The 15,724-nt window shown below is 38.6% G+C and carries 16 protein-coding genes; 4 read left to right on the top strand and 12 right to left on the bottom strand.

From position 1 onward, the window contains the following. Nucleotides 1-23 precede the first annotated feature (23 nt). Nucleotides 24-1,061 (top strand): hypothetical protein, encoded by a 1,038-nt coding sequence (locus J8L73_RS09990; protein WP_211016683.1) that lies wholly within the window; start codon nt 24-26, stop codon nt 1,059-1,061. A gap of 95 nt (nt 1,062-1,156) precedes the next feature. Here the strand turns inward: J8L73_RS09990 and trpS are convergent, their stop codons facing one another. The 3 genes from trpS to rpe are packed head-to-tail and all read right to left on the bottom strand — an operon-like array spanning nt 1,157 to nt 3,543. Further along, nucleotides 1,157-2,161: a tryptophan--tRNA ligase gene (gene trpS, locus J8L73_RS09985; RefSeq protein WP_211016681.1), complete on the bottom strand. Its 1,005-nt coding sequence runs from the start codon at nt 2,159-2,161 to the stop codon at nt 1,157-1,159. A 33-nt stretch (nt 2,162-2,194) separates the two neighbouring features. Then, entirely contained in the window at nt 2,195-2,860 is a 666-nt protein-coding gene (locus J8L73_RS09980; protein WP_211000326.1) for a phosphoglycolate phosphatase, read from the bottom strand. Then, nucleotides 2,860-3,543: a ribulose-phosphate 3-epimerase gene (gene rpe, locus J8L73_RS09975; RefSeq protein ID WP_211016679.1), complete on the bottom strand. Its 684-nt coding sequence runs from the start codon at nt 3,541-3,543 to the stop codon at nt 2,860-2,862. Before rpe ends, J8L73_RS09980 begins: the two co-directional genes overlap by 1 nt. A 214-nt stretch (nt 3,544-3,757) precedes the next feature. On the opposite strand from rpe, the gene J8L73_RS09970 reads away from it, so the two are divergent. Together J8L73_RS09970 and J8L73_RS09965 are read left to right on the top strand one after the other, a co-directional pair. Continuing rightward, nucleotides 3,758-4,054, top strand: coding sequence for a hypothetical protein (locus J8L73_RS09970; protein ID WP_211016677.1), 297 nt, complete (start codon nt 3,758-3,760; stop codon nt 4,052-4,054). Nucleotides 4,055-4,057: 3 nt separating this feature from the next. After that, entirely contained in the window at nt 4,058-4,243 is a 186-nt protein-coding gene (locus tag J8L73_RS09965; RefSeq protein WP_211016675.1) for a DUF2970 domain-containing protein, read from the top strand. On the opposite strand, the gene J8L73_RS09960 is transcribed toward J8L73_RS09965, so the two are convergent. The 9 genes from J8L73_RS09960 to J8L73_RS09920 form a co-directional block, all read right to left on the bottom strand. After that, complete coding sequence (locus tag J8L73_RS09960) at nt 4,200-5,057, bottom strand: Dam family site-specific DNA-(adenine-N6)-methyltransferase (RefSeq protein WP_211016673.1); 858 nt, start codon at nt 5,055-5,057, stop codon at nt 4,200-4,202. The two genes, J8L73_RS09965 and J8L73_RS09960, sit on opposite strands and share 44 nt — an antisense overlap. Nucleotides 5,058-5,110: 53 nt before the next feature. Further along, nucleotides 5,111-6,445 (bottom strand): AAA family ATPase, encoded by a 1,335-nt coding sequence (locus J8L73_RS09955; RefSeq protein ID WP_211000321.1) that lies wholly within the window; start codon nt 6,443-6,445, stop codon nt 5,111-5,113. Next, complete coding sequence (aroB, locus tag J8L73_RS09950; protein WP_211016672.1) at nt 6,445-7,515, bottom strand: 3-dehydroquinate synthase; 1,071 nt, start codon at nt 7,513-7,515, stop codon at nt 6,445-6,447. Before aroB ends, J8L73_RS09955 begins: the two co-directional genes overlap by 1 nt. A gap of 28 nt (nt 7,516-7,543) precedes the next feature. Then, complete coding sequence (gene aroK, locus J8L73_RS09945; RefSeq protein ID WP_004589350.1) at nt 7,544-8,062, bottom strand: shikimate kinase AroK; 519 nt, start codon at nt 8,060-8,062, stop codon at nt 7,544-7,546. 184 nt (nt 8,063-8,246) lie between these two features. Continuing rightward, nucleotides 8,247-10,340, bottom strand: coding sequence for a type IV pilus secretin PilQ family protein (locus J8L73_RS09940; RefSeq protein ID WP_211016663.1), 2,094 nt, complete (start codon nt 10,338-10,340; stop codon nt 8,247-8,249). Continuing rightward, nucleotides 10,327-10,866 carry a pilus assembly protein PilP gene (locus J8L73_RS09935; RefSeq protein ID WP_211000318.1) on the bottom strand — a complete coding sequence of 180 codons (540 nt, stop codon included), beginning with the start codon at nt 10,864-10,866 and terminating at the stop codon, nt 10,327-10,329. Before J8L73_RS09935 ends, J8L73_RS09940 begins: the two co-directional genes overlap by 14 nt. Further along, on the bottom strand, nt 10,863-11,468 hold the full coding sequence (locus tag J8L73_RS09930) for a type 4a pilus biogenesis protein PilO (protein ID WP_211000317.1): 606 nt from the start codon (nt 11,466-11,468) through the stop codon (nt 10,863-10,865). Before J8L73_RS09930 ends, J8L73_RS09935 begins: the two co-directional genes overlap by 4 nt. Beyond that, nucleotides 11,458-12,030 carry a PilN domain-containing protein gene (locus J8L73_RS09925; RefSeq protein WP_211016661.1) on the bottom strand — a complete coding sequence of 191 codons (573 nt, stop codon included), beginning with the start codon at nt 12,028-12,030 and terminating at the stop codon, nt 11,458-11,460. The genes J8L73_RS09930 and J8L73_RS09925 overlap by 11 nt, the downstream gene beginning before the upstream one ends. Beyond that, entirely contained in the window at nt 12,018-13,097 is a 1,080-nt protein-coding gene (locus tag J8L73_RS09920) for a pilus assembly protein PilM (RefSeq protein ID WP_211000315.1), read from the bottom strand. Before J8L73_RS09920 ends, J8L73_RS09925 begins: the two co-directional genes overlap by 13 nt. 131 nt (nt 13,098-13,228) lie before the next feature. On the opposite strand from J8L73_RS09920, the gene J8L73_RS09915 reads away from it, so the two are divergent. Further along, nucleotides 13,229-15,721 carry a PBP1A family penicillin-binding protein gene (locus J8L73_RS09915; RefSeq protein ID WP_211016659.1) on the top strand — a complete coding sequence of 831 codons (2,493 nt, stop codon included), beginning with the start codon at nt 13,229-13,231 and terminating at the stop codon, nt 15,719-15,721. Nucleotides 15,722-15,724 lie beyond the last annotated feature (3 nt).

Below are 15,724 nucleotides of genomic sequence, written 5' to 3'. Positions count from 1 at the left end.
ACCTCATACGATAAGGAAAGTCAGTGTTAAGGCGTTATAAAATTATAAAATGGCGAGCCAGTAGGCTATTTAAACAGCTGCAAAAAAAATCGCAGCCTTTTAAAGCTGATATTGATGAGCATATTAAACCCATATGGTTTAGCCTTAGCACCGCGCAAAAGCTTTACTTAGCAGCGCTTATATCTGTGATTTTCTTTAAATCTTGGTCACTTTGTGCGCTTTTAACAATGACTGCCTTGGTAATTGAATTTTGGCCAAAGTTTAATAAACTTTGGCACTCCTTAGCAGGCAAAGCTTTAATTTTGGTTTTTTATGCAACCATTGCTAATTTTGTTTTGGCAAATGCAAGCAGCATTGTTAACGATGTAACTCACGTATCAGCTGCAAACATGAGCTACACACACAATTTTGCAACTTTGATATATTTACCCATTTGGGCATTAGGAATTACACTCTGTACATTACTAATATTTCAATTTATTTTACCCTTTTATATCATAATGCTGTTACTTATAAAGCCATTTGGATCGCAAAGCATTAAATATATAAGTCAAAGCTACTCTCCCTTACTTACCGCATCTATTAGATTAATATTAGCCTTCATAACTTTAAGTACCCTCTATCCTTTATTGGACGATAGGGATGAAGCAACATTTCTATCAGATATAGAAAACGGTTTCTATTTTGGAAGAGAGCTGGCCAGTGGCTCTCCTGAGGTGAAGGGGCAAGCTATGGTCAACCTAAATGAAAGGCTGGCTCAACAGAAAACAAAAACTCAACCCAGCTCGCCAAAAGCAGAAGAAATAAATGAATTCGCCGAATCTGCAAGTTCATATGTTGCTACTGAAGGTTATTTTGAGCGTAGTAAATATCTTATAGCGATGTTTGCATTTAATTACGAAGCGGATGAATACTCAAGGTGTAAAAAAGCCGAAAATAGCAAAGTGGTAGAGTTGAACGATTACGAAATAGTAGAGATTACGCCAAATGAAACTATGCCTTATGGCTATTCTTTTATTGTAAAAGCCTGCGAATCGCCTGCGTTTAAGTCCACTAGCTGATAAATTATGGCTTTTTTAAGTGATGAATGAAGTATTAGAAGTTATACAGAAATGCCGCTAAATTTAGCGGCACTTTTACTTTAAACTAAATCAAATTATGTACGAGGAATAAACCCTAGTGCATCGTAAACCGATTTAAGAGTTTTTTCTGCACGTACACTGGCCTTTTCTGCACCTGCTTTCATGATGCTATCAAGTAGGTTTTGATCTTCTCTGATCTCTTTAAAACGTGCTTGGATTGGCTCAATCATATTTACTACCGCATCGGCAGTGTCTTTTTTCAGATGGCCGTACATTTTACCCTCAAACTCAGGCACTAAATCTTCGATTGAGCGCTTAGTCGCTACGCTTAATAAAGTAAGTAAGTTAGAAACACCTGGCTTTTCTTTGCGATCAAAGTAAATACGCGCTTGCTCATCTGAATCGGTTACTGCTTTTTTAAGCTTTTTCTCAATCTTTTTAGGTTCATCTAATAACATGATGTAACCGTTAGGATTTTCGTCAGACTTAGACATCTTTTTAAGCGGGTCTTGAAGGCTCATTACGCGGGCGCCAAACTCAGGAATATATGGCTCAGGTAATTTAAATACATCGCCATACAAGTTATTAAAGCGAGTAGCTATATCTCGAGTTAACTCTAAATGCTGCTTTTGATCGTCCCCTACTGGTACTTGATCAGCTTGATATAATAAAATATCGGCTGCTTGTAATACTGGGTACGAAAATAAACCTACGTTTACATTGTTAGCATGCTTAGATGATTTATCTTTAAACTGGGTCATGCGGTTTAGCTCACCCATTTGTGCGTAACAATTTAACACCCATGCTAGCTGTGCATGCTCTGGCACTTGTGATTGAACAAAAAGCGCAGACTTTTCAGGGTCAATACCGCATGCCGCATATAAAGCTATACCATCTAGCACACGAGAGCGAAGAAGCTCAGGCTCTTGGCGAACAGTAATTGCATGTAAATCAACAAGCATAAAGAAACTTTCGTGGTCTTCCTGTAGCTTTAGCCACTGGTTAATAGCGCCAACATAGTTGCCTATTGTCATACCACCGGTTGGCTGAATGCCGCTTAAAACTACTGGTTTACTCATGATTTTCCTTTAGTGTTTAGTTAGTTAAAAATTTTAACGCTGTGTAAGTGTCGGTATTATATCTAAGAAGTTATCGCATAGGTACTGCGGATTAAAATCGCTTAGCTTTTCGCCTTGGTTGTAGCCATAATTTAAAGCTATAACATCAATTTTAGCGGCATGTGCAGCGAGTATATCGCTTTTAGAGTCGCCAATCATAATGGCTTTGCTTGGTTCAACATTTAACTTGTTACATGCAAATAACAGAGGCTCTGGTGATGGCTTTTTTACCATGTCGTCACCACATACAATTACTTCAAAATGGCTAGTAAGAGAAAGCTTATCCAGTAGTTTTTCGGTAAATATACGTGCTTTATTAGTGATTAATGCTTTTGGCATGCCGCGTAATGCACTAAGACCCGTTTCTACATGCTGGTACAGTACACTGTACTCGCCAACTTGTTGTTCATAATGTTGATAAAACAAAATAATGGCTTTATTACTAAGTGTTTCATCAAGATGTTCACTTATTTGCATATCGCCACTAAGTGCACGCATTACTAATGTTTCAACGCCATTTCCTACCCAGCTCTCTACAAGGCTTTGGCTAACAATAGGAAAAGCTAAATCGCTAAGCGTTAAATTTATAGCTATGTATAAGTCGTAAACGCTATCAACTAAAGTGCCATCAAGATCAAATAAAGCTACATCGTATTTCATTACTTTACCCTTCCTAGCTGCTCACGCATTTGATCGATCACTACTTTGTAATCAGGCTGATTAAAGATTGCAGAGCCAGCTACAAACATATCGGCTCCTGCTTCTGCCGCTGCAGCTATGTTATCAACCTTAATACCGCCATCTACTTCTAAGCGAATATCACGGCCTGATTCAATAATACGCTGCTTAGCTTGTGCTAACTTTTCAAGTGTATGAGGTATAAAGCTCTGCCCGCCAAAGCCTGGATTAACCGACATTAGCAATATTGTATCTAGTTTATCGATAACATGGTCGAGGTAACTTAAACTAGTAGCAGGGTTAAATACTAAACCCGCTTTACAGCCATGATCTTTTATTAACTGAATTGTGCGGTCAATATGCTCGCTAGCCTCTGGATGAAAAGTAATAATAGAAGCACCGGCCTCAGCAAACAAAGGTATAATACTATCTACAGGTTTCACCATTAAATGCACATCAATAGGCGCGGTTACACCATAATCTCTTAGAGCTTTACACACCATAGGACCAATAGTGAGATTAGGCACATAATGATTGTCCATTACATCAAAATGCACTACATCAGCACCTGCAGCGAGAACTTTATCTACATCTTCGCCCAGTTTTGCAAAGTCAGCCGATAAAATTGAAGGCGCTATTAAGTATTTTTGTTCAGGGTTTAACATAGTAATCCGTCAATCAGTTAAGTATGGCCTTAATGTAACGTAATTGCTGACGTTTCCCAAGTAATACGCGGCAAATTAGGTATAACTAAAAATACCAATTTAAATACATAAGTATTTATTTATAAACAGTTTTAGCTATTATAGGTAAATATTAGTTTGTTATTTATACAGCTTTTGTTATTATTAAAAAAGTAACTCATTTTAGGCTAATATTATGCGTGCATTTAAAACAGGGATCTTAATTGCGTCGGCATTATTATTTATTGGAGCAATTAGTTTTGCACCAAGCTCTGAGCAAGATTTAAGCTTAGTTAATAATTGCCAGCATCAAACCGTAAGCACTAATTCACAAAGCGTGATTGCGTGTGCAAAAGTAGAAGAAGACTCATCGTGGTTTTCATGGCTAACGGGCGATAGCCGCAGTGCTCAATTTCACTATTTAGATTTACTAGAGCTTTTAACTAGTTCTGAAGATTCTAAAAACCCGCCTTCGTTAAAACCTCTATTTTAAATAATGTTGCAGCTTATTAGCGCGTTTCAAAGTGTGCTAGCTGCATTTTTTGGTGTTCAATCAGAACATAAACGCAAAGCTGACTTTAAACAACACTCTCCAGTCACTGTTATTACAATCGCAATTATACTTTTTATAGTTTTTATTATCGTAATTTACGCAGTGGTTGCTTGGGTGCTAAATACATAGCCATTAGCTCATCAACTTTGTTTCGTGATCCGCCTTTAGGGCTAATAGTCCGCTTTACTTTAATTTGTTCAAGCGATGCTTGGCTATAAATTTTTCGCGTCCATACCGTATCGTGATTAGAAATAAGCACTGGTGTATTATTTTCAAATGCAGCTTGCTCGGCTAAGTTGGCGAGATTTGCTTGGTCATCTAAATTGAACCCTCCTTTAGCGTACGACGTAAACGAAGCCGTTTTACTTAATGGCACATAAGGTGGATCGCAATAAATAACAGCGTTACTGGGTACTAACTTAAAAACGTCGTCGTAACCTAAGCAGGTAAAAGTAGCTTTTTGTGCTTTTTCTGCAAAAAAGTACATTTCTTTTTCAGGAAAGTAAGGCTTTTTATATTTACCAAACGGTACATTAAAAATACCTTTTAAGTTATACCTACAAAGCCCATTGTAACCATGGCGATTCATGTATAAAAAAAGCATAGCCCTTTCATATACATCGCTACTTTGATTAAACTGTACTCGGTATTCGTAATAAGCATCTGCGTGGTTATTCAAATCAACAAATAACTTTTTGGAATCACTAATAAACTCGTCAGGCGAGTTTTTTAGTTCTTTATACAAATTGATTAGATCAGCATTTATATCGTTGAGAATATAGTGTTTAAAATTACTATTTAAAAACACCGAACCAGCACCAACAAAAGGCTCAACCAGCGTATCAGCATGCTTGCTAGCTTTATTTAATCGCGCATTTATATCTTCAACTAGGCTGTACTTTCCGCCGGCCCATTTAAGGAAGGCTCTACTCTTTTGTTGCATTGGCTCTTTACTTCAATCTGCTGTTGCGCGATTTTACACTAAAGTAGTGTATTTTACTGATCAACAAGTGCAATTTCTTGTTTTATTTTACTCATTTTTTTATAGAAAGGTTTGTTTTTTCTAACCTGAGCAGGCAAATTGGCCATCGCCGATTTTGCTTCGTTTAAACTGGTAAAATTACCAAAAGTAACCACCCACCACATCTTATTATTACGCATTGTTTGATAGGTATGAGTGTGCTCTTGTAGATTATATTGAGCAATAAATTCATCACTTACTTTTTGCTGAGTTACTGCAAGTAATTGTATAACCAAACTGGCATCAGCTTGGTTTAAGTACCAACTAGTATTTAAATCAGTCCTAGGCTGCCCTGCTTTATTTACTATTTCAGCTATTGGCGTTTTAGACTCATTAATATTTAAGTTACTCGCCTTATTGTTCTGAGCATCATTAACAGTGATCTTGTCTTGGTTTGTAAGACTTTGCATAATAGCGGGAACATCATTGATGTGTACTTTTTCAGACACTGATTGCTCAGGAGCTATTTGAGCTAATGAGGGGTTACTTATTGCTTGTTCGTTTTTGACACTCGCTTTAGCTACTTGTTCTACAGGGATTGCGGTAGTTAGCACTTGCGGCTTTTCTTGCTGATAGTACTCCTGCCACCACTGCGTCATGTCTGACTTATAAAGCAAACCAATTATTAAAAGCATAATCAGCAACATTAAAATCAATAAATGCAAACGCCAAGAGACTTTATCCTTTACAATTACATCAGCAACATGTTCATTGGGCTGCCAAGCTAGCAGTAAACTCGGATTGCCGTGTGCTTCAGCCAAAAACGTACTAAATACAGGATCCTCATCATAAGGTAAATCAGTAAAGTACCACTGCATCAACATCTTACTTTCTTTAAGTGTTAATGCTTCTAAGTAAATCTCAACGGCATTACTGATAGGTAGTTTAGATTGCGAAGCAATCATAATATACAGAGTATTAGGACTGTTTTTTGAAAGTAACTCCAGCTCAACTAACATTTCATCAGACAACTGTTTGCCACCATCAAGTACCCACAAGCAAGGCCCACACGGTTGTTGTTGCAGTAGCTGATAATAATTTTCAGACAGACTCAAGGTATGATCGATTAGCGGAGAATTAAAACTTTGCTCTAATAAGTCACTCATCAGCTGAGCGTCAGTTGTTTGGGCACTTATATGCACAAATGCTTTATTAAAGTCGTTATACTTATCGGTAATGAAGGTTTCGAGCATATAGCTTTTACCAAGCCCAGAAGTGCCTAGTAATACAATTAAGTTTTGCCCGTATTCAAATTGCAGAGCAATTCTATCCACCAACGCCGCACGGCTTGGTAAAATTTGCGCCTGCATTATTGCTCGATTAACGCTCTAACTTGGTCGTCGGATACGTCATCTACCAATGCGCATTGACCAAATTGAGTAGGTAAAATAAAGCGTATAGTGCCTTTTTTATTCTTTTTGTCTTTACGCATGTGCGTTAAAAACTGCTCACTAGTCATTTCGCTTGGAATTTCGGTAGGTAAGTCGTAAAGCTTAAGTAACGCTATTATCCTACTTACTTCACTTTTCGATAAGTCACCACGAGTATGTGCAAGTTTTGCAGCTAATACCATTCCCGTTGCTACAGCTTCTCCATGCAGCCATGCTCCATAACCCATTTGAGCCTCTATTGCATGAGCAAATGTGTGGCCTAAATTAAGTAATGCACGAAGGCCATTTTCTTTTTCATCTTGTGCAACGATAAGCGCTTTAATTTCACAACATCTATAAATGATGTGCTGCAAACTTGCTTCATCTAGCTGCTGTAGATTTTCTACATTTTGCTCAATAAAAGAAAATAGCTCGGTATCGTAAATCAGGCCATACTTAATAACTTCGGCCATACCTGCTGCAAATTCCCGCGCTGGTAATGTATGAAGAGACTTAGTATCAATAAAAACAGCTTGCGGCTGATAAAACGCCCCAATCATGTTTTTACCCAGCGGATGATTTACAGCTGTTTTTCCCCCTACTGATGAATCGACTTGCGATAAAACAGTAGTTGGAATTTGTATAAATGGCACACCGCGCTGGTAACACGCAGCGACAAAACCAGTTAGATCGCCAATAACACCACCGCCTAATGCAATTAAGCAGGTGTCTCGACCGCAGTTGTTTTGCAGTAAAAAAGCAGATATTTTTTCAAACCATTCTAACGACTTATATTGTTCACCGTCAGGAATGATAAAAGAAAGAGGATTCAGTTCAGCTAACGAATCAAGCAAACCTTTTAGATATAAAGGCGCTACGGTGTCGTTAGTAATGATGATAGGCCGACAATCACCAATATGGTGAACAAGGCGGCCATTATCTTGAAGTGCAGATTGACCAATAAAAATAGGATAACTTCGCTCGTCCAAATTAACAGTTAATTCAAGCATGCTTTGTTATTTCCTTTATTATTGGTTTTTAAAAATCTAATTTCTCGATGATTTGGTTAGCAACAACTTTAGCGCTTTGCTCATCAGTGCGTACAACAAAATCGGCAACTTCTTTGTATAGTGGCTCGCGTTCTTCTGCTAAGCGCTCTAGTACATTACGAGGTGCTTCTTCAGTTTGCAGTAATGGGCGACGCTTGTCGCGTTGCGTGCGTGCAACTTGTTTTTCTATAGGTGTCTCTAGGTATACAACGATACCACGAGCCGAAAGCTTGTTTCGAACTTCTTTGCTCATTACTGAACCACCACCGGTAGCAAGTACAATACCTTGCATTTCGGTTAAATCGCCAATAACAGACTCTTCTCGAAGTCTAAAGCCTTCTTCACCCTCAAGATCGAACACCCATGCAATATCTGCACCTGTGCGGCGTTCGATTTCTTGATCAGAATCAACAAATTCAAGGTGTAATTGGTCAGCGATGTGACGACCAATCGTGCTTTTGCCAGCCCCCATGGGGCCAACTAGAAATATATTACGTTTCTCAGCCATATCTTTTAGTACAAACGAACTCTAAAATTTGAAATAAAACCCCGCCTAACGACCTGGCCCCAAAATTAAGGAGGGGATTATCTCAGTAATTGCCGGGGTATTTCAAGTCAATTAGAATAAAAAGCCATATAACGAGCAATTAATCTAAATAATTGCCTGTTGATTAACAAAATAGCACTAAATTTTAGTCTATTTGTATTTTTGGCGTCACGAAAATGAGTAGTTCACGTTTTTCATTGAACTCACTCGTACTTTTAAACAACCTTCCTAAGTAAGGAATATCACCTAAAACTGGTACTTTATTTGTAGTATTTATTATTTGCTGTTGAAATATTCCACCCAGCACTACAGTTTGGCCATTTTCAACAAGCACTTGTGTTTGGATTTCTTGAGTATCAATAGATACCGCTTCACCTGTACCCGTTTGTACTGTGTCACCCCGAGTATCTTGCGTTATTACTAGATCCAAAATAACTTTATTATCAGGCGTTATGTGAGGCGTAACCTCTAAACTCAATACAGCCTTTTTAAAGCTTACCGTCGTTGCACCACTTGAGGCAGACTCTGTATAGGGAATTTCAGTCCCTTGCTCAATTCGTGCTTTTTGTTGGTTTGCTGCAATAATGCGTGGGCTTGCAATAATCTCGCCTTTATTTTCCTCTTCGAGTGCGCTTAACTCTAAGTCTATTAAAGTACCATTCGCCAACTTAGCAATATGTAAACCAATACTCGCCGCAGGATTAGTAATCGGTAAGTTTACGTTTAGCCTATCAGTTAAATCTGGAATGGTACCGTTAGATATAGTTTCTGCCCCCTCAAGTGAACCAGAAATGCCATCGCTATCTTGCTGATCGCTAAAACCCCAGCGCACGCCTAAATCCTCAGTGACATTGTCGCGTACAGTGACCATACGAGACTCAATAACAACTTGCTGGACCGGAATATCAAGAGTTTCAATCATACGTCGAATATTCTCAATACTCTTAACAGTATCTTTTATTAATAAAGTATTAGTACGTAGATCTACCGATACACTACCGCGAGCAGTGATGATACTGTTTGTATCTGTTTTTAATAGATCAGCAAAATCTTCTGCTTTAGCATAATTTAATCGAATATATTCACTATAAAGCGGCTCTAAGTCTTCAACTTGTTGCTTAGCTTTTAGATCTTTAGCTTCACGTGCTGCAAGCTCCTCTGCAGGCGCCACCATTAGAATAGACCCATCCATGCGCTTATCTAAGCCTTTAATGCGTAGTACTACGTCAAGCGCTTGATCCCATGGCACACCATCTAAACGAAGTGTGATATTACCGGTTACTGAGTCACTTGTTACAAGGTTAAAGTCGTTATAGCCTGCAATAATTTGTAATGCTGCACGAACAGAAATATCTTGAAAGTTTAAGGTCATAGGACGACCTTGATACTCAATCCCACCATCTAAATACGCGTTTTGTGTGCCATCTTTTTCTACAGAGAGTGTTAAAATATTATCTATTTGCTGATAGGTAAATGTAAATTGAGCATTGGGTTCAATAACAACTCGACTTAAACCTTCTTCTTTAAACGTTTCGATATTGCTTACAACAGTACCGAAGTCTAAAACATCTAGTTCATAAAGTAAGTCATCTAAAATATCTGTATGGTGAAAATCAGCATAAATTTTGCCGCCGCTCTCATGCACTTCAATTGCGGCTTGAGTGTCCTGTAAAAATACGAGTACCTTTGCTTCGCCTTTCTCACCTCGTCTAAAGTCAATTGATTGAATTCGATTTATGTAATTTCCACTTACATTATTTGCATCCACAGCAACATCTTCACTATCAGACTCTGTTAGTGGATTTTCTGACACACGTATTGACACTAGATTATTATGAACCTCAGTTTCATAAATTTTTAACCTATCAAGATTTACGCTTACTTTAAGGCCCTCGTCAGTCAAAATATTGGTCACGCTGCTGATGCCCGCTTGGTTGACAGCAACATCATTTAAACCCACTTCAAGCTCAGCGGTATCAAAAAACATCTCAATGCGGGCTGGACTATTAAAAACCTGCACTTTTGGTTCAAGCGTTAATTCTTCATCAAAAACAAGCTGTAATTCAGTCTCACCTTTGAGGAGCGGATTATAACGAACATCATAAAGTAGTGGCCCTGCAATGGCTGCATTTGCGGTTATTAAAGCGATTGCCGCCAATAATGACCGTGAAATGCTTTTAAGCCAAAGTACATCCTTATGCATGTTATTTTTACCTTTTTTATTATTAATCTGCGCCATCTATTGCCGCCTCTAACATTTCTAATTTAGTCAGGCGCTCTTTCCAACAACCAGACCCATCAGGAATTAATTCCACCAATTCTATATAATCATTATTTACTACTTGCACTTTCCCATCGTAACTACCAAGGTAATTTCCAACAGTTACGCGGTGTAATGTGTCGTCTGCCGCAGTTATTAATGCCCAAACTTGGCCGCTAGAGCCAATAGTGCCTTTCATAGCTAAGTTGTCTAGTGGGTATTTTTCTAAGGGCTCACGGCGGCGCTCTGGATCAGGGTGCAAACAGTTCTTTATTTGTGTTAGTTTATTTTGAATTATTTCTGGCTGCGGCGCTACAAAGGGACTACGTAGTCGCTCAGCACTATATTCAAAAATTTCGAATTTAGTCAGCTCCGGAATTGATTCTACTTTTGCCGTAGTACTTGCTTTTACTTGGTCTATAAACTCTCTTTGTTCTGAGGTGTCATCATTACAACCACTCAGAACTAAAACAATGACTACTGATATAAGACGAAGGAGATTCATTTTTTTCTCCCTTCTTCATAACGGTATGTTTTGGCCACAACACTAAATGTTAGTTGTTTATCGCCTGATGATAAAATAGAGAAGTCATGCAAGCTCACAATACGCGGTAACTGAGCGACCTTCCCTACAAACTCACCAAATTCATGATATGTACCTATTACTTCTATTTTTATAGGTAGCTCTGTATAAAACTCTTTTTCTACTTCAGGAAGCCAACCAATTTTTAAAAACGTCAGCCCACTGGTTGTACCTACATAAGATAAATCATCTAATAAACCCGGTGTTTCGTTTGAGGTGGGTAAGCGCTTCAATAATTGAGAAAATTTCTCTTCCATATCAATCATTTGCTGGCGGTAAATGTCAAGTTTGCTTGCTACTGCGTATTTAGTCCTGTAAGTAGTACGTAGCTCAATTTCTTTAGCCACTGCACTGTGGTAACTATCAATTTCATCAGAGACTAATAAGCTATAGCTAAAAAATAAAACAAGCAAAGTCACAAATGCGCAACAAATTGCTTTAACTGCAACCGGCCAATCGCCAATATTATCGAGCTCAATCTCATTCCAATCTATTTCGCTTAGCGCTTTAAAATCAAGGCTCATCGCTAACCTCACCAATTTGGTCAAAAGGTTTTACATAAAACTCCATATTAAAATCACTGAGTAAACGCGAAGATTGATCACCGGCCACAATGCCCTGCATTGATGGACGCTCTAATAAATATGAACTTTGAACTTGGCGAAGCATTGTTGATAAACGGTTATTAGACTCACTACGCCCTTTAACGTGAATTTGACTTCCTTTACGTTCAAGTTTTGTTAAATAAACACCTGCAGGCACTATTTTAGCTACTTCATCCATTATCTGAGTACCCAAATTTCGGCTACCCTGTAATTCTTCAATAAGCCTCATTCGCTGCTGTAAGTTTTCTTTCTTTTTATCCAACCCTCTAATTTCACTTATTTTTTTATCTAGCGTGCTAATTTCTGAACTTAAATAATTATTTTTTAAATTTTGTCCATCTTTTAAGGCGCTGTAATAAGAGCTGAGTAAGTACATACATGCGAAACAAATCATAACAACACCAATTAGCATGATTACAAACTTTCTTTTAGATTCTTCACGCTGTAGCTCACGCCAAGGGAGTAGATTTATATGTGGCATGATGAAAAACTCCTTAATGCCAGGCCCGTTGCTATCGCAAACTGCGTCCTATGACGCTGCATTACATTACGATCTACTTTTGGTGAGATTTCCATATTAGTAAAGGGCTCTGCAACTACGGTATGGATACCTAGTTCTTCGATAAGTAATCGATCAATACCTTTAATCATCGATGTACCACCAGTAAGTACAATATAATCAATTTGCTCTTTTCCACTGGTCGTTAAAAACATTTGTACTGCACGACGAACTTGCTGCAGCAATGATGTCTGAAAAGGCGCTAATACTTCAAATGTATAATTAGGCGGCAAATCCCCTGACGTTTTACCGATTTCTGCCTCATCAAAGCCTTTATTGTAATAGCTAACAATGCTGCTGGTGTATTGATCCCCCCCAAATACTTGATCTCGGGTATAAATGGTTTCACCAGCTTGAACAACACTAACAAGCATGAGTACTGCGCCAATATCAATCACTGCTACACACTGATTAAATGCGTCACTCGGTAACTGTTGATAGTAAACATCCATAGCTCTACTTAATGCGTAGCTTTCAACATCAACTATTTTAGCTTCTAAGTTAGCTGTTTCAAGCGCACCAACACGAGCCTCTACACTTTCCGTTCGAGCGGCTGAGAGCAATACATTCATTTTGCTCGGATCGGCCTCATTGGTAGAGAGCTTTTCAAAATCTAAACTCACTTCATCAAGAGGGTATGGAATTAAACTATCGGCTTCAATTTCAATTTGCGATTCAAGTTCAGCATCAGTTAACGATACATCCATGAAAATTACTTTGGTGATAACCGTTTGGCCCGAGACAGCCACAGCAGCAGATTTTAGCGACTTAGGTAACTTTCTTTTTAATTTTAAAATTACGTTTCCTATCGCTTCAATATCTTGAATAGAGCGCTCATTTATAGCGCCTTTTGGCATAGGTTCAATTGCAAGTGCTTCTAGTCGAAATCCCGTTTCAACCTCACGTAAAAGCACAGCCTTAATTGAGTGCGATCCAATATCAATCCCTACCATCATCGGTGACGGCTTTTGAAATAGTTGACTTAGCATGTTTGCAACTTGGCCTTTGTTTTAATAATAAACAAGTTATAATTTTTATCTGAAAAAATATTATTCATTTTTTAATCAATATATACTAGCAGTCAAAACTCGCAATTGGGAGTCCATTTAGGGAAATATAAGTGATTTTATTAAAACGAACTTTACAATTTTTTATCATTTGTACGTTAATTAGTCTGATTACATTAATCAGCCTTTATTACTACGTTAAACCTGATATCCCCAGTGTGCAAGTTTTAAAAGACGTGCAATTACAAACTCCTATGCAAGTATTCACTAAAGATGGCCTTTTGATCAATCAATTTGGTGAAAAACGTCGTATTCCTGTCACTATTGATGAAATACCACAGCCCCTGATTAATGCATTTTTAGCAACTGAAGATAACCGTTTTTACGACCATGTCGGCATAGATCCCATCGGTATCGTGCGCTCTGCTATTGTGCTTATTTCTACCGGTGAGAAAAAGCAAGGTGCAAGTACTATAACGATGCAGCTTGCGCGAAACTTCTTTTTAACGCGCGAAAAAGCGTATATCCGTAAAGTTAAAGAAATATTTATAGCCCTACACATAGAAAATATATTAACTAAAGACGAAATTTTAGAGCTCTACCTTAATAAAATAGAGCTAGGTAACCGTGCATTTGGTATTGGTGCTGCAGCACAAGTTTATTATGGCAAAGAGTTAAAAGATTTAACACTTGCACAAATGGCGATGATTGCAGGCTTACCCAAAGCCCCTTCTGCGTTAAATCCTATCCGCAACCCTACTCGAGCAAAAGCTCGCCGAAATGTCGTTTTAGGACGTTTATTAACTGAAAACTACATCACCCAAGAACAATATAATGAAGCAACCAACCAGCCTATTACCGCTTATTTTCATGGCGCAGAGATAGATTTATACGCACCTTATATCTCAGAAATGGTTCGAGCTGAAATGGTATCTCGTTACGGAGTTGATAAAGCCTATAACTCGGGCTTTAAAATTTTTACATCCGTTGAATCTCGCGTGCAAAAAGCAGCGCAAACAGCGTTAGTTAATAATTTGCATAATTACGATATGCGCCATGGCTTTAGAGGGCCTGTTGATGTTTTATGGGATCCTGAAACACAACCAGCTTTAACACAGCAGCAAATTATCGATAAATTGAAACCAGTAAAAGAACTTGGCGATTTAAACGCTGCGGTTGTATTAAGAGTAAGCGAAAAGAGTGCTGATGTTATTTTAAAAAATGGCCAAAAGACTACTCTTGATTGGGATAATTTAAAGTGGGCGCGTAAATACATTACTCGTTACCGCCAAAGCTTTGCACCCAAAGCAGCCACCGATATTTTGAGCCCGGGTATGCAGATATGGCTACGTAAAAATCAAGACGACTCTTACATACTTAGCCAAATACCAGAAGCTGCCAGCGCTATTGTGTCGCTTGATCCACAAGATGGCAGAATTAAAGCAATTGTAGGCGGTTACAGTTTTGAGCAAAGCCAATACAATCGCGCAGTTCAGGCTAAGCGCCAAGTCGGTTCAAATATTAAGCCTTTTATTTACTCTGCAGCGCTAGAGAAAGGCTATACGCTGGCATCAATACTAAACGATGCCCCCATTAACCAGTGGGATAAAAGCCAAGGTGTTGCATGGCGACCTAAAAACAGCCCTGCAGTTTATAATGGTCCAATACGTATTCGCCGTGCTTTAGCGCAATCTAAAAACGTAATTTCAGTACGTTTACTACGTGGCGTTGGCCTGCAACGCACAGCTGATCACTTATTAAAGTTTGGCTTTAAAAACTCAGATATTAACCGTAGTGAGTCACTTGCTCTTGGTAGCGCCTCTATAACACCTCTAGAACTAGCTCGTGGTATGAGCAGCTTTGCTAATGGTGGCCATTTAATAGAACCTTACTTTATCTCAGAAATTCAAGATGCTTATGGCAATGTATTATTTAAAGCTAACCCAGCGATGGCTTGTGACGAAAGTGCGACTCCTGTAAGCAATGAACTTATGCTAAACAACAGCACTGATGAAATAGAACAACCTCGTCGATGTGCTCCTCGCGTTATATCTAAACAAAATGCGTTTTTAATAGCTGATGCGTTGCACAGCGGTATTTGGGGCGGGGGTAGTTGGGCACATAAAACTGGCTGGAGTGGTACAGGTTGGCGCGCTCAAGCATTAGAACGTCGTGATCTTTCTGGTAAAACGGGTACCACCAACGATTCTGTTGATACCTGGTTTAGTGGTTTTAATAGTAAAGTGATGACCTCTGTATGGGTAGGGTTTGATAACCCAGGAAATCCGCTAGGTCGTTCAACTTATAATAACAACCTAGATAGTAATCAAATATCCGGTGCAGAGTCAGGTGCAAAAACAGCGCAGCCAGCATGGGTTGAGTTTATGAGAGCTGCACTTGAGGGCACTCCTGAAGCACCCATTGAGCCACCCGAAGGGCTTGTCTCTATTCGTATTGATTTAGCGACTGGTTTACTTAGTCATAAAAATGATTATACAAGTCGCTTTGAGTATTTTGAAAAAGGCACAGCACCGACTAAATACGTGCTATCACAGCCTAACGATATATTTGAAGAAGATACAAAAACAGAAGAAGAGCTATTTTAAAGC

Origin of the sequence: Pseudoalteromonas sp. MMG006 (assembly GCF_018101025.1) — a bacterium.
Lineage (GTDB): Bacteria > Pseudomonadota > Gammaproteobacteria > Enterobacterales > Alteromonadaceae > Pseudoalteromonas.
This window is presented reverse-complemented; position numbering and strand designations above follow the sequence as displayed.